This window comes from Hyunsoonleella ulvae (assembly GCF_016827605.1).
GTDB lineage: Bacteria > Bacteroidota > Bacteroidia > Flavobacteriales > Flavobacteriaceae > Jejuia > Jejuia ulvae.
In genome coordinates this window covers 1-20,714 of record NZ_JAEPJQ010000009.1, presented here as the reverse complement: position 1 = coordinate 20,714, position 20,714 = coordinate 1, and the positions used below count along the sequence as shown (strand labels likewise).

Below are 20,714 nucleotides of genomic sequence, written 5' to 3'. Positions count from 1 at the left end.
CTATTTTACTATCAAACCAAAATTTAGCCGTATTATATTTTAACAGTGATAGTCTCAAGGCTGGAAGAAACATTAGCCATAAAACCTTAAAGATGGCTAAAAAATTAAACGACTCAACCTCTATTGGATACTGTCAACACCTAATTGGATGGAGCTATTATATTGAAGATAGAGAAATTGATAGTTCATATATATTCCTCCACAGGAGTATTAAAACTCTCAGAAAAATAAATGATACAAAAAAACTATCTGATGTATTAATTAGTTTGGCTTCTTTACAATACTTTAAGTGCGATTATTCTAGTAGTATTTCCAACCTATTGAGTGCGTCAAATATTTTACAAAAATTACCTAAAGATGATATCGTAAATTCGCAACTAACAACTAATCTATATGCTATTTTAGCTCTGAATTCAGGAGCTCTAAAAGATTTTGATAAAGCTGTAGAATATTATCAAAAAGCATTAAAAATAAACAAAAAAGTAAGAGACCCTAAAAAAATTATACAGGTAAAAAATAATTACAATCTAAAAGATTCCAATTACCTTGATATAAAAATTAACCTAGCAGAAGTTTACAAAGAAAAACAAGATTATGTATCTGCAATTTCTATCTACAATGAATTATTATATGAAAAAAGCATTTACAATAGTAAAAATCTATTGAACAATGATCCTTTATCATATATAGCTGTACTAAACAATCTAGCTTACAATAAATTTTTATCCAAAAACTATGATAAAAAAAGTATCTCTCAATTGTTTAGTAAAGCTTATCAGCTTGCTGATAGTCTCAATGTTTCTTACATGATTGCAGCTTCTGGTAATGATATATCAGAGTTTTATGCTTCAATTAACAAAGCAGACTCTGCTAAAATACTTGCCAAACGTTCCTATGTAATAGGAAAACAAATAAAAAATTATAATGAAGTTTCTAGGGCTCTACTTATGCTATCAAAGCTAGAATCTGGAGGGAAAGGTAAAGAATACCTTTACGAGCATATTAAATTAAACGATAGCCTTTTAGACGTTGAAAGAAATACTAGAGATAAATTTGCCAGAATTAAATTTGAAACAAATGAATATATAGATGAAAATAAAAAGTTAGCTGTTCAAAATATCTTAATCGTTGTTATTGCTTTAATAATTATTCTCATCATCGTGCTGGTGGGCATAGTTAGAATACAAATAACAAAAAACGAAAAGCTAGAGTTAGAAAAAGAGCAACAGCAAATAAATGAAGAGATTTACCGGCTCATGTTACGCCAACAGTCTAAAATTGAGGAAGGTATATTACAAGAGCGCTTTAGGATCTCTGAAGAGCTCCACGATGGTGTTATCAATAAACTTGTGGGTTCTAGACTGGGTATAGAATTTCTTTCTCTTGAAGAAACAGAGGATGTTAGGGATAGCTATAATTTTTACCTCAAAAAAATACAAAACGCAGAAAAAGACATAAGGGATCTGTCCCACGGTCTTAGAAACTCCAAACTAGACGATAACAAAGATTTCATAACATTGTTAAATATTTATCTCGATGAACAAAATAAAATCTACGATATAAATTGCCAAATCCACCAAGAAAACTATATAGAGTGGCCTGAAATAAACGATCAAATAAAAATTAATTTATTTAGGGTGTTACAGGAAGCAATGCATAACATTATGAAACATGCCAAAGCCAGTTTAGTAAACATTAATTTCGCATATAAATTAGGGGAAGTTTGTATGACAATTACAGATAACGGATCTGGCTTCAACACAGCAACTAATGAAAGTACAGGCATTGGACTAAAAAATATAGCCTCAAGAGTAAACAAACTAGGTGGGGTGTTCCATGTAGACTCAAAACTAAAACAAGGCACCACCCTTACTGTACAAATCCCTGTGGGCAATTAATATATTTCAGTTTACACCTCTATAATGGTCTCTTTACCTTTAATCACATAAGTATACAACCACATTAAAGTAAACGTTGGCATAACGTCTAAACCTGGAGCCATTTCTTCTAAAAAGGCAACAGCAGCAGCTATTTTACCAGTTTTCCCTTTATAGAGTTTTGTCATTAAGTAAGCCGCAATGGGAGCCCAAATTACATCTGTAAATTCCCCAATGCCTGGAATAAGAAATGAAACATATCCCATAGCATCAAAAAGAATACTAAGTGCTAATTTTTTGTATTTGTTCATTCAACAACTATTTTGATATATTGAAAGCAAGAAACATACCAAAACTACTTCCAATCAATTTCAAAAAACCATTAAACATTTCATTTTTTTAACTATTTGGTATAGCTCTGCTAATGCAATGTATAGCATCTGCGATTAAAATCATAAAAGACATAAAACAAAATTGTGCAACACATTCTAAAATGGTAAATTCACGCCTGTTATTTACTTCTAAATGATAAAAGCAAAAAACATACATAAGTATTATGATGATTTACATGTATTAAAAGGTGTAAACATTGACGTAAAAAAAGGGGAGATTGTCTCCATTGTAGGTGCTTCAGGAGCAGGAAAAACTACCTTATTACAAATTTTAGGCACGTTGGATAGAGCTTCTAAAACTCAAGATTTCAATCTACAAATCAATACTATTGAAGTAAAAGGATTAAATGACAGAGCACTTGCAAAATTTAGGAACGAGCATATTGGCTTTATTTTTCAGTTTCATCAACTTTTACCAGAATTTACCGCTTTAGAAAATGTATGCTTGCCCGCTTTTATTAAGGGAACTAAAAAAAATGACGCTGAAACCCGTGCTAAGGAATTACTAGACTTTTTAGGATTATCACATCGATACAACCATAAACCCAATGAATTATCAGGAGGCGAACAACAACGTGTTGCTGTAGCGAGGGCTTTAATTAATAAACCCGATTTAATTTTTGCAGATGAACCTTCTGGCAATCTGGACAGTGAATCTGCAGAACACCTTCATAAGCTATTTTTTAAATTACGAGACGAGTTGGGACAAACCTTTGTAATTGTTACCCATAATGAAGAATTAGCTGATATGGCAGATAGAAAATTGGTAATGGTGGATGGAAACATTACCAATACCTAACATTTCAACTAAACACAAACCCTTCGGTAATTAATTACCAAACGGATATGTTTTCCCCAATATGGTTATTGTATTGTCTCCATAATTAAGTTTTATATCCTGAATAGATGCAACATCTACATCTAAAATTCCAGATTTTATACTTCTAGGAAGTAATACAAAATGCAGAGGCTCTTCAACAGTTAACATGTATTCAACATCTTTAGAACTCACTCCAGATTGAGTACCATCCAATAAGTATTCGTCATCCCAAATATTTAAACGAGTATCAGCTCCAGCAATCCAAGTTCTAGTGGAGTTTTCAGTATAATTGATACTAGCACCATTACTTGCTGTAACTTTTCCGTTTTCAATAACTACACTAAACTCTAAATTATCATCACTATTTTTTCCTAAATTTTTTACCGAATGTGTACCTTCAACCTTAAACTCATTGTGATAATAATTGTTAAACGTAGTAACATGCGTACTACCCGTCTCTCCATACCAATTGCTAGAAACAATGGTAGCAATTCCCTTTCTGGTAATACCATCTTTACATAACACACCAGATTGATAATCAATAGTTATAGTTTTAGGGAAAGTTGTAAAATCTAAAGGCTCTACAGTAATAATAGGCTCATCATTTTTACTATTTATTGTCTTTGATGTTGTTGAAGAATTTTCAGATTCTAAAATAGCATCTCCACTGTTATTACCAACATCTTGATAAATTTTGCTGACAATTGCATATTCGGTTAAGGCTTCTATCGCCACATCAGGATCTGCATTCCTCAGATTTTCTTCTTCTTCACAATTCATTAAAAAAATCGCAAGAATAGGAATTATAAATTTTCTCATAATAGACTTGTTATTTATAAACAAAATAACGCTTTGAAATTTTAAATATTGAATTTTAAAAGAATAAAATGTATTTTAGAAGGTATTTTATCGATGTACTGCAGGTTTTGTAAAAAAACTGGTTTATTTCTTACCATTATAACCTAACATACGATCTATATAAACCCAGTAACCCTAGTGCTGGACCAATAGCCAAAACTAAAAAAAGATATTTAGATGCTATATGATTTTGAAGTATGTTCAATAACTGAATACTAAGTATTGTAATAGCAAAACCTATGGAATTTACAATAGTTAAAGCTGTACCTTTAGCCTTACTCGGCACATTCTGAGCCACTAAAGTTGAAAACAATGGAGAATCGGCTATAACAGCCATACCCCAGAGTATAAGGAAACCAAAAAAGAGGATTTTAGTATTTAAAACGAAAAACAAAGGCGACAACAAACAGCATAAAAAAGAAAGAGACAAAGCTAAAGTTGCCACTTTTTTAGGTGTAAACCTTTGAGATAAATACCCTGATAGTACACAACTTATAGCTCCTGAGGCAATAATAATAAAACTGTATAATGACACATTAAATTGTACATTGTCATGAAGTCTTAAATACCCATGTAAAATTACGGGTATAAACGCCCAAAAAGCATAAAGCTCCCACATGTGCCCAAAATACCCAAAAGCAGCAGTTCTAAAATTTTTAATCTTAAACACACTGTAAAATAAACTAATATCAAATTTTTCAAGCTTAGTTTTGTAGGGACCATCACCCACAAAAAACACAATGGCACACCCACCGATTAATGCAATACCAGATGTAAAGTACACAATAACCTTCCACGATATACTTTGGCTGTAAAAATTCAAAAAGTGTGGAAATGCGGTACCTAACACCAAAGCCCCTACTAAAAATCCTAACGATTTACCTAGACCGTCCTTAAAATAATCTGAAGCAATCTTCATACCTACAGGATAAATACCTGCTAAGAAAAATCCTGTACCCAACCGGATAAAAAACAAACGTTGTAAAGTATTAGTTTCTAATATGGTTAAAACATTTAAAGATGCAGCAATAACAGCACAAACAAAAAATACTTTTGATGGCGAGAACCTATCAGCAATGGTTAAAATAGCAAATACAAAAGTACCTGTAATAAATCCAAATTGAACTGCAGAGGTTAAATGTGCTAATGCTGAAGCTTCTAAATTAAAATTAGATATTAGGTCATTTATAATAGCATTACCCGCAAACCACAGCGACGTGCAACAAAATTGTGAAAACACAATAATAGGTAAAATATATTTTTTGTTTAGCATCAATACATTTTAGTTATTTAAACGTTAAGTCTGCATTTTATTTAGCTAATTACAAGTATTTTTGCTGAACTACGAAATTTATATGAAAAAACTACCTAAGGCAGAATTAAAAGACTTTTTAGATACTAAAACCAACCAATACAATAACGTTTCTTTTATTGAAAGCGACCCCATACAAATACCACATCGGTTTTCTAAAAAAGAAGATATAGAAATTAGCGGTTTTTTAACGGCTACCATCGCCTGGGGCAACCGCAAAAGCATCATTAACAATGCAAAACGTTTAATGGATTTACTAGACAATGCGCCACATAATTTTATAAGCAACTACGAAAACAGTGATCTAGAAAAAATCCAACCTTTTGTACATCGAACATTTAACGGGGACGACTGTATTCAATTCATAAAATCATTACACCACATTTATCATAACCACGATGGACTAGAAACATTATTTTCTAAATATGCTGAAATAAATTCCTTGCAAAACGCTATTTCAAAATTTAAGGCTACATTTTTTGAAATAAACCATTTAAAACGTACTGAAAAACACGTAAGCGATCCTTTAAAAAACTCTGCAGCAAAACGTATTAATATGTTTTTACGATGGATGGTAAGGCAAGATAATGCTGGTGTAGATTTTGGAATTTGGAATAGCCTCTCCCCTAGTCAATTATCATGTCCGCTGGATGTACATTCAGGAAATGTTGCCAGAAAATTAGGTTTATTAAAACGTAAACAAAATGATGGAAAAGCACTGGCTGAATTAGATAAAAACCTAAGAACATTGGATGCTAAAGACCCTGTGAAATACGATTTTGCATTGTTTGGACTTGGTGTTTTTGAAAATTTTTAACCATAGATTTCATTACCTTTAAACAAAACTTAAATAGTATTATGAAAAAACTTCTTTGTATTTTTTTAATAAGTAGCTCTCTTTTGGGGCTTGCCCAAAAAAGAATGATTCCTGTAGACACTATGGTAGTTACCAACCATTCCACAACCATAAAAGGACAATCTATAACCTACAAGGCTACTGCAGGAACCCAACCTGTATGGAATGATAAGGGAATGGCAATTGCTACACTCTTTTATACATATTATCAACGTACAAATATTAAGGAGGTTAATAAACGACCATTGCTCATCTCTTTTAATGGAGGGCCTGGTTCTGCTTCAGTATGGATGCATATTGGTTATACAAGCCCAAAAGTTTTAAAGATTGATGATGAGGGGTTTCCTGTACAGCCCTATGGTGTACAAGACAATCCTAATTCTATTTTAGATGTGGCAGATATCGTTTATGTTAATCCAGTAAATACCGGCTACTCCAGAATGGTAGAAGACAAGGAGGGCAAGCTACCAAAACGAGATATATTTTTTGGCATTAATGCTGATATTAAATACCTAGCAGAATGGATTAATACGTTTGTAACACGAAAAAGCCGATGGGAATCGCCAAAGTATATTATAGGAGAAAGTTATGGTGGCACCCGTGTAATGGGGCTCGCAAAAGCATTACAAGATGAGCAATGGATGTATTTAAATGGTGTAATTATGGTAAGTCCAGCCGATTATAAACTATACAACACAAATCAACCAGTATATTCTTCGCTTAATTTACCCTATTTTACCGCAGCGGCATGGTACCATAAAGTACTACCTAATGCACTACAGCAAAAAGACTTATTAGATATTTTACCCGAAGCAGAAGACTTTGCCATAAACACCTTGATGCCAACATTGGCTAAAGGAGGTTTTGTTAATGAAAGTGAAAAACAAAACGTAGCAGAAAAAATGGCATATTATACGGGATTGAGCAAAACATCAATTCTACAAAATAACCTAGATGTACCTACCAGTTTTTTCTGGAAAGACCTGTTGAGGCACAAAACTGGACAAACTATTGGCCGTCTAGACTCCAGATATTTGGGACTTGATAAAACAGAAGCTGGTTCCCGTCCAGATTACAGCCCTGAGTTAATGTCTTGGAATCATTCGTTTACCCCTGCTATTAATTATTACTTACGCGAGCATTTAAACTTTAAGACTGATGTAAAATACAACATGTTTGGTGATGTGCATCCCTGGGATAGACGCAATGATAATGTTCGTGATGGATTAAGACAAGCTATGGCACAAAATCCTTACTTAAAGGTGCTGATACAATCGGGCTATTATGATGGCGCTACTACTTACTTTGCAGCAAAGTATACCATGTGGCAAGTAGACCCTAGCGGAAAACTAAAAGACCGCTTTACTTTTAGAGGCTATAGAAGCGGCCATATGATGTATTTACGTCACGAGGATTTAATACAAGCCAATGATGATTTAAGAGATTTCATAAAGGAATCACTAGCTAAAGGGAAGGCTGCTAAATATTAATAATTATAAGTACGCTTTTACTTGACTTTGCAAAAAATTTCTTCTAACTTCTTTTACCGGCGGATATAAGCCATTAAAGTAACGGCGAATATCCGTGACCACGTTGTGCAACATATGAAAAACAGAATCATAATTAGAAATGAACATTGAAAAAGTAATTTATTTCCTCCTCTTTATTCCATTTCTTTGGCTTCTGATTTTTGACCAACAAAAGCTGAAAAGAAAAAAGGTATTTCTGAAATATTTGTTGATTTCAATAGCTATTTTGATTTTAGGGATTGTTTATGAATATTATTTTGCAAATGCTAATAAATCACTTGTCTATTTTGGCTCTCAAATGACGCTGATTTTCATAATACTATATAAGATAATCCGAATTCCATATTATTGGATTTTTAAACGTGAATCTGAAATCAATCAATATCCCGAAAAGAGAGTTGATATAATTCCGACTCTAATTGTGGTAATAGGAACAGTGCTTTTACCTTTTGTAATTGATAGTATGATTATCCAAAAAATAATGGAATGAAAAAATACGTTGCACAACAAAATATAACAGCAATTACGGCGGATTCGACTACGTCCGAATCCACTCGGAATTGCTAACGCCAGTACTAAACCGAAAATAAACGCATATAAACCCGTAGCTGACGGTTATATCAAACTGGTCAAACGAACCTCCCAAAAAAGCAAAACAATAAAGCGCTAAAACCAAAGCCAGCAAACACCCCCGTGTTAGGGATTGAACGGCATGTTTGAGCTCCTCGAAGAGAGCGAGTAGTGAAAGCCCGACCCGCTAGGGTAACACCCAAATAAAAAATAAATTATTAATTGTGCATTGTTAATTATTAATTATATTTGCAGCCAATTTCGGGTTAACCTCTGGCGAGAATCGTGAATGTTGTTTCGAATCAACTATTTTTAATTAAAAAGAAATGGAATCTTTAGTAAAATTTGTTCAAGACGAATTTGTAACAAAAAAAGACTTACCAGAGTTTAGTGCTGGTGATACAATAACCGTTTACTACGAAATTAAAGAGGGGAACAAAACAAGAACCCAGTTTTTTAGAGGTGTAGTAATACAAAGAAGAGGTTCTGGAACTTCTGAGACATTTACCATTAGAAAAATGTCTGGTTCTATTGGTGTAGAACGTATTTTCCCAGTAAACTTACCTGCTTTACAGAAAATTGAAATTAACAAACGTGGTAAAGTAAGACGCGCACGTATTTTCTACTTTAGAGGGCTTACTGGTAAGAAAGCTAGAATTAAAGAAGAGAGAAGATAATACTTCCTTAAGAATAAGTGTAAAAGCCTTGGATTACAATCCAAGGCTTTTTTTATTAACAAAAGTTAACAACTATGGTTTATAACCAGTTGATATATAATTAATTATAAAGTTTGAAACCAAAATAGTTTTGCTTAATTTAGTGACAGGGTAAGTAATAAGCTCAAAAGCTTTTACTTAATTCTGTTAAAGTAACGTTCTTTACATATTGTTGTTTTTCGAGGTTTTAAATTTTTAAGTATTCTCACTTAAAATGATAAAACCGTGAAGTGGTGCAATATTCAACTCAATGTAAATTGCTAGAATAAAAAACTACTAAAAGCTAAAGCAAAAACTTAAAATGTTTTGAAAAAGTGAGGTTTGGCTTGTATAAATGCACACAGTGTAGTTATAAAGCCATACAAAAAGAGAAAAACAACCCTCTGAAACATTTTGCGATAGGTCAATACATTTTGAAAATCACAACAAATGTTTCATTGAAGTAGCTAAGCTTGAATTGAAAAGTTTAAGGTTTACCCCATAAACTGTTTCTGGTAATATTACCCGAATGTAGATCTTGTGAGGTTATTTCAAAAAGCCATGTCATAATTTAGATTAAATTCTATGATGATATGGCTTTTGTTTTTTTAGTACTATCCAGCTATAATTCTTAAGAAATTCGTATTCTACAAAGATTTTATTAAAATAATCTTAAATGTGTAATAACAGCAATCTTTTCATTTAAATATGCTTCCTTAATAAATCCCAATTTTTGTATATTCGCAGTCGCTAAAAACGAATCGTCTATTTTCTACTGTTTTTAGTTTTACAATTACAAAAAAACTACGACGCACATGTCTAAAATTATTTATACTAAAACTGATGAGGCTCCAGCCCTAGCAACACGTTCTTTATTACCTATTGTTAAGGCATTTGTAAAATCTTCTGGTATCGAAATAGAAACCCGGGATATTTCTTTAGCCGCGAGAATTTTAGCTGTTTTTCCTGATTTTTTAAACAAAGATCAGCAGGTTTCCGATGACTTGGCTATACTTGGTGATATGGCTAAAAAACCCGAAACTAATATTATAAAGCTACCCAATATTAGTGCTTCAATTCCGCAACTTAAAGCGGCTATAAAAGAATTACAGGCTAAAGGCTTCAATATTCCAGATTATCCTAACGATCCTGAAAACGATACAGAAAAGGATATTAAAGCTCGTTATGATAAAATTAAAGGTAGTGCGGTAAATCCAGTTTTACGAGAAGGAAATAGTGATAGACGTGCACCAAAAGCAGTAAAAAATTACGCTAAAAAGAATCCGCATTCCATGGGAGAATGGACAAGTGATTCTAAAACGCATGTAGCAACCATGAGTGATAATGATTTTGCCAATAACGAAAAATCAGTAACACTTAATGATGCTACAACTATTACTATAGAACATACGGATGGTAATGGTAATGCTACTATACTAAAAAATAGTTTTCCTTTGCTAAAAGGAGAGATTATAGACGCTACTTTAATGCGCAAAAAAGCACTAATTAGCTTTTTTGAAGAGCAGGTTGAAGATGCTAGAAATAAAGGTATCCTGTTTTCATTACATATGAAAGGTACTATGATGAAAGTTAGCGACCCAATTATTTTTGGACACGCCGTAAAAGTATTTTTTAAAGAGGTTTTTGCAAAACATGGTGCTATTATAGAAGAACTTAGTGTAAATGTTAATTCTGGTCTCGGAAATTTACTAGAACGCATTCAAGAATTACCAGAAGATAAACGTGCAGAAATTGAAGCTGACATTGCCGCAACTTACAAAAAAGGCCCAGGAATAGCCATGGTAAATTCCGATAAAGGAATTACCAATTTACATGTACCGAGTGATGTTATCATAGATGCTTCTATGCCAGCAATGATTCGCACTTCAGGGAAAATGTGGAATGCTGATGGAGAATTACAAGAAACCAAAGCTGTAATTCCTGATAGTAGCTATGCTGGTGTATATGCTGCAACCATAGATTTTTGTAAAAAGAATGGTGCTTTTGATCCTACTACAATGGGAACCGTGCCAAATGTAGGTTTAATGGCTCAAAAAGCCGAAGAATATGGAAGTCATGACAAAACTTTTGAAATCGCTTCTAGTGGAGTTGTTAAAGTAATTGATGCTTCTGGAAATGTATTAATACAGCATGATGTAGAGGAAGGTGACATCTGGAGAATGTGCCAAACTAAAGATGCACCTATCCAAGACTGGGTTAAATTAGCTGTTACAAGAGCTAAAGCGTCACAAACACCAGCCGTATTTTGGTTGGATGAAAATAGAGCTCATGATGCTGAACTGATTAAAAAAGTAAACACTTATCTTAAAGACCATAATACAGATGGTCTGGATTTAAGAATATTATCACCTGTTGATGCCACTTTGTTTACCTGCGAAAGGTTAAAAGCAGGACAAGATACCATTTCTGTTTCTGGAAACGTATTACGTGATTATTTAACAGATTTGTTCCCAATTTTAGAAGTTGGTACAAGTGCTAAAATGTTATCTATTGTACCATTGATGAATGGTGGTGGTTTATTTGAAACTGGTGCTGGTGGATCTGCTCCTAAACATGTACAACAATTACTTGAAGAAAATCACTTACGTTGGGATTCTTTAGGTGAGTTTTTAGCTTTAGCGGTATCTCTGGAACATTATGCTGAAGTAAATGATAATGCAAAAGCGAAGATTCTAGGAGAAGCTTTAGATAATGCTACAGAACAACTTTTGGAAAACAAAAAAGGACCTTCCAGAAAAGTTAATGAATTAGATAATAGAGGAAGTCATTTTTACCTGGCCATGTATTGGGCACAGGAATTAGCAAACCAAGACAATGATGCTGAACTAAAAGCAGAATTTGCCTCTATAGCTAAATCTCTATCTGATAATGAAGATACTATTGTAAAAGAATTAATAGACATTCAAGGGGAACCGACAGACTTAGGAGGTTATTATGAACCAACTGATGTTGCCGATGCTATAATGAGACCTAGTACTACATTTAATGCTATCATTAAATAAATAGTATCACAAAATCATAATTTTTAAAAAGCTCCTTTTTCAGGAGCTTTTTTTATTCATAAAACACAACTATTCAAATAGGTAGCTTAAAATATAATTTTAAGTTAAATGTTACGTTGCTTATATTGTACCTATAAGAATTTAACTACTCCTTAAGATTTTTATTTATTTTAATAGTTACATTTGAACAATCATCCATCAAAAAACCAAACAAAACATGTCTAAAAAAAGACTGATTATAGTTGGAGCTATAATCCTTACCCTAATTATTGCTTACGCCCTTTTGGGTAGTGATAACGATGAAAATTCACCAGTAACTACAAAGGTTATGAAAGGTAAATTTGTCAATGAAGTTATTATTTCTGGAGAAGCACAATCCACAAGTTCTAAAAAAATCAATGGCCCTATGAATGCCAGAAGATTTAATATTTACCAAATTAAAATTCAAGATTTGGTTGCTGAAGGTACTGTTGTTAAAAAAGGTGGATACATAGGTAAACTCGATGCTTCAGAGGTAAATGGCAAAATAAACGATGCCATGTTAAATCTAGAAAAAGCCCAATCTCAATATACACAACAACAGCTTGATACTACATTAACTTTAAAAGAAGAGAGAAACAAAATAAAAGATTTATTGTTCAGTATTGAAGAGAATGAGCTAGAACTAAGTCAATCTATCTATGAGCCACCAGCTACAATAAGGCAGCTAGAAATAAAAATAGAAAAAAACAAGAGAGACCTTAGAGAAAGAAAAGAAGACTACTCCATAAAAAAAAGAAAAGCTGTTGCGAAAATGGTACAAGTAGGTACCGAGGTGTCAAAAATTAAAAAGAAAATTGAAGAACTAACCAACTTACAAAAAGAATTTACCATTTATTCCGAAGAGGCTGGTATGGTAACCTATGTTAAAGATTGGGGAGGCAATAAAAAGAAGGTAGGCTCTACGATATCTCCATGGGAACCTGCTATAGCCAGCTTACCAGATCTAAACAAAATGGAGTCTAAAACCTATAGTAATGAAGTAGATATTAGAAAAATAAAAAAAGGGCTACCCGTTGTTGTTGGCTTAGATGCATTTCCAGAAATAGAACTCTCAGGAATTGTTACTGATGTTGCTAATGTGGGAGAAAACAAAAGAGGTTCTGATGTAAAATTATTTCAGGTACTAATTAAATTGAATGAAACCAACGAAAATATAAGGCCAGGAATGACCACATCAAATAAAATACTTACGCATGAGGAAGACAATGTACTAATGATGCCTTTAGAAGCTGTTTTCAGTAAGGATTCAATCAGTTTTGCCTATGTGAAATCTGGATACTCTATAGAAAAAAAACAGATTGAGCTAGGCATGTCCAACAACGATATGGTAATTATTAAAAACGGATTGAAAGAGAATGAAACTGTTTTTTTAAGTAAACCACAAGATACTGAAGATAAAAGTATAACTCTATTACAATAGTAATGATAGACAAAATACTTTTAGAAAAACTAAAGTCTAATTTCACTGAGGCTATACATGCAATTGAGACCAATAAATTTAGAACCTTTTTAACGGCTCTTGGAATTATTTTTGGTGTTGCCGCGGTTATTACAATGCTAGCTATTGGAAATGGTGCAGAAAAAGAAATTTTATCTCAATTAGAACTAGTTGGTGTTAACAATATTGTTATTACTCCTATTCCAGACGAAAAAGATCCTGAGGATAACACAGAGGAAGAAAATAGCGAAAAAAGCGAATCCAAAAAATTCTCTAAAGGGCTCGATATAATAGATGCCAATAAAATTGCCAAACTTATCCCAACCGTTAAAAATGTTAGCCCAGAAATAATAATGAACACCTACGTTATTAATAATGGGAAACAAAACTCTGTAAAGCTTGTTGGGGTTAAGTCTACTTTTTTTGATGTTGCCAATATAGCAATAGAGAAAGGAAAGTTCTTTTCAGAATACCAAGGTAACAATGCTTTACCTGTATGCATCATTGGAAGAAAAGTAGAAAAAAAATTATTTACTGGCCAAAGTGCTTTGGGCAAACACATAAAAGTAAAAGATGTTTGGTTACAAGTAGTAGGTGTGATAGAAGAAAAACTAATTTCTGATAAGGCACAAGAAAATTTAGGAATAAGAGATCTAAATCAGGACATTTATATTCCCATAAAAACATTTTTAGTCCGCTATCGAGACCGAAAAATTATAACAGATAATCTTTCAGCCAGCAGCAGGAAACCAGACGGACCTAAAAAAAGAATACCAAGGGGTAATTACCACCAAATAGATAAACTCACTATACAAGTATCCAACTCTAATGAATTGAAAGCTACTGCTGAAGTTATAAGCAGAATGCTCAAAAGAAGACATAATGACGTATTGGATTTTGAAATCACGATTCCTATTCAACTATTAAAACAACAGCAGAAAACTAAACAAATATTCAACATAGTACTTAGTATTATAGCAGGTATATCCTTATTAATAGGTGGTATTGGGATTATGAATATTATGTTGGCATCTGTTTTAGAACGCACTAAAGAAATTGGTATCATGCGCGCTATTGGTGCAACAGAAGAAGATGTTATTCTACAATTTTTATCAGAATCTGTTTTAATAAGTGTTGGTGGAGGTATTATTGGAATAATTGTGGGAGTTTTGGGTGCTTATATTATAGAAATTGCCTCTGGCATAGAAACCATTTTATCAATAAATTCAATATTAATCTCATTTGTTATTGCAGTAATAATTGGATTAGTATTTGGAATATTTCCTGCTAAATCTGCGGCAAATAAAAGGCCTATTGAAGCATTGCGATCAGAATAAAAAATCAAAATAGTCATCAATCATAAATCTCATCTTTTGAAACACACAATCTATTTTAATTTAATTGTTGTTATTTTTCCTTTGCTTCTGTTTTCACAATCAAAAAAAATAACTTTAAGCGAAGCTATAGATATAGCACAACAAAAATCTCCCGATTACAAAATAAATCTTAATCAAAATCAGCGTAATTATTGGCGATTTAGAAATTATAAAGCTAGGTTTTTACCAGAATTAAGGCTTCAAGCTACTTTGCCAGATTATCGAAATCAAGTACAAAGAATTACAAATGATGCTGGGCAGGATATTTTTGTAAATCAAAATCAACTTCGTGTTGAAGGTGGATTGTCCATCTCGCAAAGTATACCTTATACAGGAGGGACACTTTCAATTAACACTAATTTAGAACGTGTTGAATTGTTTGGACTCGATGATAATATAGGATATTCCGTTATTCCTTTTACTGTAAACTACTTTCAAAATTCATTATTGTTTAATCCTTTTAAATGGGATAAGAAAATTGAACCTTTAGTTTATGAAGAATCCAAAAGAGAATTTATCGAAAATATGGAGCAGATTTCGGTAAGTACATCAAGACGCTATTTTCAATTGCTAAGAGCACAAAAACAATTAGAAATTGCTGAGACAAATCTATCAAACCAAGACACGCTCTATCAAATTGCTAAAGGTAGGTTTAGAATAGGAAAAATTGCTGAGAATGACTTGTTGCAAATGGAACTTACACTCTTAAACTCCAGAAACGATGTTACTACAAATGAAATTGAATTAAAAAGAACCTCTCAAAATTTATCTAGATATTTAGGTTTAAATAATGAAAATATAGAGTTATTGGTTCCTGAAGAATTACCTCTTTTTAATGTTGAAATAGATAAAGCTCTGGAAGAAGCGCAACAAAACAGAAAAGCCGTTATCGAATTTAGAAGAAAACGATTAGAAGCTGAAAAACAAGTAGCTTTTCAAAAAGGGAACAATAGGTTAAATGTAAGAGTAAATGCCAATTTTGGAATTTCCAACAACGGTAATGATTTTAATAACCTATTTAACAACTTTAATAGACAGCAAAATGTAACGGTTTCTTTGGGTATTCCAATATTTGATTGGGGTGTTTCCAAATCGCGTATAAAAATGGCACAAGCTGATTTAGATTTAACCAAAACTAATATTGACCAAGACCAACAGGAATTTGAGCAAGAGATCTATTTGCATGTACTAAACTGGTCTAACCAAAGAGAATTTTTATTGACGGCTGAAAAAGCTAAAGAAGTAGCACAAAAACGATATGATATTTCTAAAAAAAGATATATACTTGGTAAGATTACAATTACTGATTTAAATATTGCGCTTCAGGAAAAAGACGAAGCATCTGTAGAATATCTCAACTCACTTCAAAAGTTTTGGCAGGATTATTACATACTTAGGCGACTAACTTTATATGATTTTATTAATGACAAAAAAATAGAGGTTGAAGATATTCTTTATGATTAAACGTTGATTTATTCATACTTTTGAAGTATGAGTTTCATTAAAACCACAGAACAAGATTCCAACCACGATCATCTGGAGAAGATGAGTGTAGCAGAACTATTAAAAAACATTAATGCAGAAGATAAGACCGTTCCACTTGCAGTTGAAAATGCATTACCTCAAATTGAAACTTTAGTTCACGAAATAGTTTCAAAATTAAAAAATGGGGGGCGCTTATTTTATATGGGAGCTGGAACAAGCGGCAGATTGGGTATTGTTGATGCCTCTGAATGTCCTCCAACTTTTGGCGTACCACATGAATTAGTTGTTGGTTTAATCGCTGGTGGAGATTCAGCCATAAGAAAAGCTATAGAATTTGCTGAGGATTCTACAACGCAAGGTTGGAAAGATTTACAGGAGCATAACACAAGCTCTAAAGATGTAGTTGTCGGGATAGCAGCTTCTGGTACTACACCCTACGTTATATCTGCTTTAGAGCAATGTAACGAAAACAACATCATTACAGGATGTATTACATGTAACCATAATAGTCCTTTATCATTAACTGCTAAATATCCTATAGAAGTGATTGTTGGTCCTGAATTTGTTACAGGTAGCTCTAGAATGAAAGCTGGAACTGCTCAAAAATTAGTGTTGAATATGATAACCACATCTACTATGATTCAACTAGGACATGTAAAAGGCAATAAAATGGTAGATATGCAATTGAGCAATAATAAACTCGTTGATCGAGGTACAAAAATGATAATGAAAGAAATACATGTATCTGAGGAAGAAGCTTTACATTTGCTAAACCAACATAAAAGTGTACGCAACGCCATAAAACAGTATAACAATGGAAGAAAATAGAACAGATAAACAAGTATTATTTAAAGGTATAAAAACTCTTGTTTTTGCTTTGCTAAGTTTATTTATGGGGCCAATATTATTAAGCTTTGCATTTAGCAAACCCGATGATAAATTGCATTATCCTTTGCTTATAGTAGGTTGTGCAATTTCTGCTTTAGCTGTTGTAATGTTATTTAAAGGCATACGTACTATTATGAATAGTATGTTTAAAAAGAAGTAATAATGTATACGCACGCTTTTAGCTAAAGCGCAATCTAGACACTATAAAATTATTCTGTAGAAATCTCCTTAGGTGTCGTTGGATTATAGCCAAACTCATCATCATTAATCTCAATACCTAAACTATCAAAAATATAATTAATAATGGCATAGTGATGAATGGTATGGCTATTAGCCTGTGCTAACAAAGCACCATAAGTATAAGGTATTTCTGTTTTTCCTAACCCTAAATCATCAGTAACTAAAACAACATCATCAATATTAAATGTAGCAGTATTTAATTTATCAATAATATGAGTTAAGTAATCTGCAGCACACCCACAATCACATTCTACAGCTTTATTTCTACTTCTAGCTGTTAAATCAACTTTACCTTCTTCAGCATTAAAAATACAATCATAAAAATCTAAAATATGTCTGATGTGACATCCAATACTAGAATAGTAAGGGGAAACCGAAGCATCACTCAGCTGAGCGTTGGATAAATTATCTAGTAAAATTTGGGATTTGCGAAGTGTTTTAAGCGTGGATTGGATAATTAAGTTCATGGACACTAATTTAACTAAATATTTTGAATTTCAAACAAGACGTCGTTTTAGTCCAATCTCTTACAAATCCTTACATAAAATTAATAGGGTTTTAGGTATTAGGAGTTGGATGTTGGGTCTTGGGGTTTGGGGTTTGGGGTTTGGGTTTTGGGTGTTAGGTATTAGGTGTTAGGTTTTGGAATTTGGAATTTGGATTTTGGGGTATTGGTAAAACTAGAACTAATGACTACCTACTAACGACTAACTACTACCCAACGCATCAACCACCAAACGTAACTCCCCATAACTATATTTATCATCTAGCTGGTGTTTTAAATCTGATAAATTCTCAAAAGTAGTCTGAGGTATTAACACTTTCAATTCTTGATAATGTAGTTCAGATATTAAATCTGTAATCTTCACTTCTCCTGAAGACATAAAACTTGCCAAATGCCCAATAATAGTATTTGTATTCAACTCTCTAGTATCAGCAATTTCGGCGACTGACTTCCCAGATTGAAACAAGGCTAGGGATTCACGTTTTGTATCTCCCTTTTTACGTTTGGGTTTAGGAGGTTCAAAAATATCAGTATCCACAGAAGTTTCAATATCATTTTCATCACAATACGCGCGAATTACCTTTAAAATATCATTACCGTATTTTTCAACACGAGTTTTCCCCATACCATTTACTTGTAATAAGGCTTTTTTATTGGTAGGTAACGTTTCGCACATCGCGTACAATGCCTTCTGTGTAAAAATTTGAAAATGTACCAATCCTAAATCATTAGCAATATCATTTCTAAGCAAACGTAGTTTTTCAAACAATACGACATTACTAGTGCCTTCAACAATAGCTTTTCGTGTTTTTTTAGGTTTCTCTTTTCCAGAAAATACAGACTTAGCCCGTAACTCCAAAAATCGCTCAGTACTAAACCCCACTACCAAACCTTTAAAATAGAATAGTTTTACTGTGAGCAAATCCTCAAAAGCATCTAATTGTTTAGTAATATCACTACCTATGGCTTGATTATCCGTTGTAAAAGCAAACCTTTTTAGAGGCTCTAAAATTTTAACTTCGGTTTCGGTTTTAAAATACCCAATCGCCTTTTTAAAACGTTCTTGAATTAAAGTACTAGCCTCCACCACAGCTTCAGTTTCAGCAAGTTGTTGTAGCTGTGCATTAAATCCATTAGCTACTTTTAAAAAGCCAGTAATACAATCTTTAATAGGTAGAAACGTAGCTTCTACATTACCTTCTATTACCGTCCTATTTTTATAGTACACATCCAAAATACGATTCAATGGATATAGAAACCCGTAAAATTCAAAAATTTCAGCAATTACATCTAACTGAAACTGCTTTTGCGAATCTGCCAATACCTGTTCATCAGGTGCATGTTGTTCAGCATGCGCATTAAACGATCTTACATTCTCATCACTAATAATCTGGTTAGAATGTATTTTACTCTTTAACACCAAGCCTTCTAACGATTTACACCTGCTCAGAGCCACATACGTTTGCCCATGTGCAAAAGCTCCAGCAGCATCAATAATCGCCTTTTCAAAAGTTAAACCTTGACTTTTATGTATGGTAATACTCCAGGCCAAACGTAATGGCATTTGGGTATAACTACCAATCTTCTCTTCGGTAATAGCTTTGGTATCTGCATCTACCGAATAATTAATATTATCCCAAGTTTCTGGCGTAACATTAATATTAAAATCATCTTCAGGGCAATGTACCACCACCTCGTCTCTATCTAATAAAATTACCTTGCCAATTTTACCATTAAAATAACGTTTTGCAGGATCACTATCATTCTTAACAAACATAACCTGTGCCCCTACTTTTAGCTCTAACTTTACAGCATTGGGATACGCGTATTCAGGGAATTTGCCATCCACTTCGGCGGTGTAGGTATGCGGTTTAGTAGTTAATTTTGCGAGTTCATTATTATTTGTAGCCTCAGCTTTGTTGTTATGTGTGGTTAAACTGATATAGCCCGTATTAGGCTCTGGCGTAAAATCGGGTATAAACCGTTTATTTAATTCCGCAGCGGCAACATCAGTTAATCTATTGTTCCTAATGGCATTTAATATGTCAATAAACTTAGGATTTTCTTGCCTATAAATGTGCTTCAATTCAATAGTAATGGCATGGCATTGCTTAAAAGCTAAACTACTAAAAAAGAACCCGTTGGGATATACATGCTTTAACAACTCCCACTCATTTTCTTTAATTACAGGAGATAGTTGTTGTAAATCACCAATCATTAATACCTGTACCCCGCCAAACACCTTATTACGGTTTCTAAAACGGCGCAACGTGCGATCAATCCCATCCAGTAAATCGGCACGCACCATACTAATCTCATCAATTATCAAAAGATCCATGCTCTTGATAATATTGATTTTAGTTTTGCTAAATTTTCTATTAAAGCCCTTTCCCGCACTCAAGTTAGTATCAGGTAAAATAGGACCGAAAGGCATCTGAAAAAACGAATGTATTGTTACTCCCTTAGCATTAATAGCAGCCACACCCGTAGGGGCTACTACCACTAAACGCTTTAAACTATGCATCTTTAATCGATGCAAAAACGTGGTTTTACCAGTGCCAGCCTTACCCGTTAAAAAAATAGAACGGTTGGTGTTGTTTACAAATTCCCACGCCAATTCTAGCTCCCTATTCTCTATCATGAACTACTTTACGTTTTAAAAACTTGAAGATAATAATATTGAAAACTTTAAAGTAAAGTTCGAGCAAAAAAAAGCACCTACCATAACCATGATAAGTGCTTTCAAAAAAGGCGGCGACCTACTCTTCCACAAGTGTAGTACCATCGGCGCTAATGGGCTTAACTTCT

General features: G+C 33.1%; 17 protein-coding genes. 12 read left to right on the top strand and 5 right to left on the bottom strand.

Features of this window, described 5'->3' with window-relative positions:
- The first annotated feature begins 92 nt into the window (after positions 1-92).
- The gene (locus JS605_RS16665) at positions 93-1,898 is read left to right on the top strand and encodes a tetratricopeptide repeat-containing sensor histidine kinase (protein WP_203258868.1); all 1,806 of its coding nucleotides are present in this window, start codon (positions 93-95) and stop codon (positions 1,896-1,898) included.
- Between the two features lie 11 nt (positions 1,899-1,909).
- Here JS605_RS16665 and JS605_RS16660 read toward each other — a convergent pair whose 3' ends face one another.
- Positions 1,910-2,188: a hypothetical protein gene (locus tag JS605_RS16660; RefSeq protein WP_203258867.1), complete on the bottom strand. Its 279-nt coding sequence runs from the start codon at positions 2,186-2,188 to the stop codon at positions 1,910-1,912.
- A 214-nt stretch (positions 2,189-2,402) separates the two neighbouring features.
- On the opposite strand from JS605_RS16660, the gene JS605_RS16655 reads away from it, so the two are divergent.
- Positions 2,403-3,068 carry an ABC transporter ATP-binding protein gene (locus JS605_RS16655; protein ID WP_203258866.1) on the top strand — a complete coding sequence of 222 codons (666 nt, stop codon included), beginning with the start codon at positions 2,403-2,405 and terminating at the stop codon, positions 3,066-3,068.
- 30 nt (positions 3,069-3,098) lie between these two features.
- On the opposite strand, the gene JS605_RS16650 is transcribed toward JS605_RS16655, so the two are convergent.
- Both JS605_RS16650 and JS605_RS16645 read right to left on the bottom strand, forming a co-directional pair.
- The gene (locus JS605_RS16650) at positions 3,099-3,908 is read right to left on the bottom strand and encodes a hypothetical protein (RefSeq protein WP_203258865.1); all 810 of its coding nucleotides are present in this window, start codon (positions 3,906-3,908) and stop codon (positions 3,099-3,101) included.
- A 136-nt stretch (positions 3,909-4,044) separates the two neighbouring features.
- A complete protein-coding gene (locus JS605_RS16645; protein ID WP_203258864.1) occupies positions 4,045-5,220 on the bottom strand; it encodes an MFS transporter in 1,176 nt (391 codons plus the stop codon).
- Between the two features lie 82 nt (positions 5,221-5,302).
- Here JS605_RS16645 and JS605_RS16640 point away from each other — a divergent pair, with 82 nt between their 5' ends.
- The 10 genes from JS605_RS16640 (at position 5,303) to JS605_RS16595 (ending at position 17,321) form a co-directional block, all read left to right on the top strand.
- Complete coding sequence (locus JS605_RS16640) at positions 5,303-6,076, top strand: TIGR02757 family protein (RefSeq protein WP_203258863.1); 774 nt, start codon at positions 5,303-5,305, stop codon at positions 6,074-6,076.
- Positions 6,077-6,117: 41 nt separating this feature from the next.
- Positions 6,118-7,605, top strand: coding sequence for a S10 family peptidase (locus JS605_RS16635; RefSeq protein WP_203258862.1), 1,488 nt, complete (start codon positions 6,118-6,120; stop codon positions 7,603-7,605).
- Between the two features lie 139 nt (positions 7,606-7,744).
- The gene (locus JS605_RS16630; protein WP_203258861.1) at positions 7,745-8,134 is read left to right on the top strand and encodes a hypothetical protein; all 390 of its coding nucleotides are present in this window, start codon (positions 7,745-7,747) and stop codon (positions 8,132-8,134) included.
- A gap of 406 nt (positions 8,135-8,540) precedes the next feature.
- Complete coding sequence (gene rplS, locus JS605_RS16625; RefSeq protein WP_203258860.1) at positions 8,541-8,891, top strand: 50S ribosomal protein L19; 351 nt, start codon at positions 8,541-8,543, stop codon at positions 8,889-8,891.
- An 833-nt stretch (positions 8,892-9,724) separates the two neighbouring features.
- Complete coding sequence (locus JS605_RS16620; protein ID WP_203258859.1) at positions 9,725-11,932, top strand: NADP-dependent isocitrate dehydrogenase; 2,208 nt, start codon at positions 9,725-9,727, stop codon at positions 11,930-11,932.
- A gap of 217 nt (positions 11,933-12,149) precedes the next feature.
- A complete protein-coding gene (locus JS605_RS16615; RefSeq protein ID WP_203258858.1) occupies positions 12,150-13,394 on the top strand; it encodes an efflux RND transporter periplasmic adaptor subunit in 1,245 nt (414 codons plus the stop codon).
- A 2-nt stretch (positions 13,395-13,396) separates the two neighbouring features.
- Positions 13,397-14,749, top strand: a complete 1,353-nt coding sequence (locus JS605_RS16610) for an ABC transporter permease (protein WP_203258857.1) — start codon at positions 13,397-13,399, stop codon at positions 14,747-14,749.
- A 36-nt stretch (positions 14,750-14,785) separates the two neighbouring features.
- Positions 14,786-16,252, top strand: coding sequence for a TolC family protein (locus JS605_RS16605; protein WP_239000391.1), 1,467 nt, complete (start codon positions 14,786-14,788; stop codon positions 16,250-16,252).
- A gap of 27 nt (positions 16,253-16,279) precedes the next feature.
- Positions 16,280-17,101 (top strand): N-acetylmuramic acid 6-phosphate etherase, encoded by an 822-nt coding sequence (gene murQ, locus JS605_RS16600; RefSeq protein ID WP_203258856.1) that lies wholly within the window; start codon positions 16,280-16,282, stop codon positions 17,099-17,101.
- Positions 17,088-17,321, top strand: coding sequence for a DUF6095 family protein (locus tag JS605_RS16595; protein ID WP_203258855.1), 234 nt, complete (start codon positions 17,088-17,090; stop codon positions 17,319-17,321). Before murQ ends, JS605_RS16595 begins: the two co-directional genes overlap by 14 nt.
- A gap of 49 nt (positions 17,322-17,370) precedes the next feature.
- Here the strand turns inward: JS605_RS16595 and JS605_RS16590 are convergent, their stop codons facing one another.
- Positions 17,371-17,868, bottom strand: coding sequence for a DinB family protein (locus tag JS605_RS16590; protein WP_203258854.1), 498 nt, complete (start codon positions 17,866-17,868; stop codon positions 17,371-17,373).
- Positions 17,869-18,108: 240 nt separating this feature from the next.
- Positions 18,109-20,547, bottom strand: a complete 2,439-nt coding sequence (locus JS605_RS16585; protein WP_203258853.1) for a helix-turn-helix domain-containing protein — start codon at positions 20,545-20,547, stop codon at positions 18,109-18,111.
- Between the last annotated feature and the right edge of the window lie 167 nt (positions 20,548-20,714).

What these genes read in the sequence shown, in the direction of transcription:
- JS605_RS16610 (WP_203258857.1), top strand. Translation starts at nt 13,397, where the DNA reads ATGATAGACAAAATACTTTTAGAAAAACTAAAGTCTAATTTCACTGAG.
- JS605_RS16665 (WP_203258868.1), top strand. Translation starts at nt 93, where the DNA reads ATGGCTAAAAAATTAAACGACTCAACCTCTATTGGATACTGTCAACAC.
- JS605_RS16620 (WP_203258859.1), top strand. Translation starts at nt 9,725, where the DNA reads ATGTCTAAAATTATTTATACTAAAACTGATGAGGCTCCAGCCCTAGCA.
- JS605_RS16660 (WP_203258867.1), bottom strand. Translation starts at nt 2,188, where the DNA reads ATGAACAAATACAAAAAATTAGCACTTAGTATTCTTTTTGATGCTATG.
- JS605_RS16650 (WP_203258865.1), bottom strand. Translation starts at nt 3,908, where the DNA reads ATGAGAAAATTTATAATTCCTATTCTTGCGATTTTTTTAATGAATTGT.
- JS605_RS16655 (WP_203258866.1), top strand. Translation starts at nt 2,403, where the DNA reads ATGATAAAAGCAAAAAACATACATAAGTATTATGATGATTTACATGTA.
- JS605_RS16615 (WP_203258858.1), top strand. Translation starts at nt 12,150, where the DNA reads ATGTCTAAAAAAAGACTGATTATAGTTGGAGCTATAATCCTTACCCTA.
- JS605_RS16595 (WP_203258855.1), top strand. Translation starts at nt 17,088, where the DNA reads ATGGAAGAAAATAGAACAGATAAACAAGTATTATTTAAAGGTATAAAA.
- JS605_RS16645 (WP_203258864.1), bottom strand. Translation starts at nt 5,220, where the DNA reads ATGCTAAACAAAAAATATATTTTACCTATTATTGTGTTTTCACAATTT.
- JS605_RS16635 (WP_203258862.1), top strand. Translation starts at nt 6,118, where the DNA reads ATGAAAAAACTTCTTTGTATTTTTTTAATAAGTAGCTCTCTTTTGGGG.
- JS605_RS16640 (WP_203258863.1), top strand. Translation starts at nt 5,303, where the DNA reads ATGAAAAAACTACCTAAGGCAGAATTAAAAGACTTTTTAGATACTAAA.
- JS605_RS16590 (WP_203258854.1), bottom strand. Translation starts at nt 17,868, where the DNA reads ATGAACTTAATTATCCAATCCACGCTTAAAACACTTCGCAAATCCCAA.
- JS605_RS16585 (WP_203258853.1), bottom strand. Translation starts at nt 20,547, where the DNA reads ATGATAGAGAATAGGGAGCTAGAATTGGCGTGGGAATTTGTAAACAAC.
- murQ (WP_203258856.1), top strand. Translation starts at nt 16,280, where the DNA reads ATGAGTTTCATTAAAACCACAGAACAAGATTCCAACCACGATCATCTG.
- JS605_RS16630 (WP_203258861.1), top strand. Translation starts at nt 7,745, where the DNA reads ATGAACATTGAAAAAGTAATTTATTTCCTCCTCTTTATTCCATTTCTT.
- rplS (WP_203258860.1), top strand. Translation starts at nt 8,541, where the DNA reads ATGGAATCTTTAGTAAAATTTGTTCAAGACGAATTTGTAACAAAAAAA.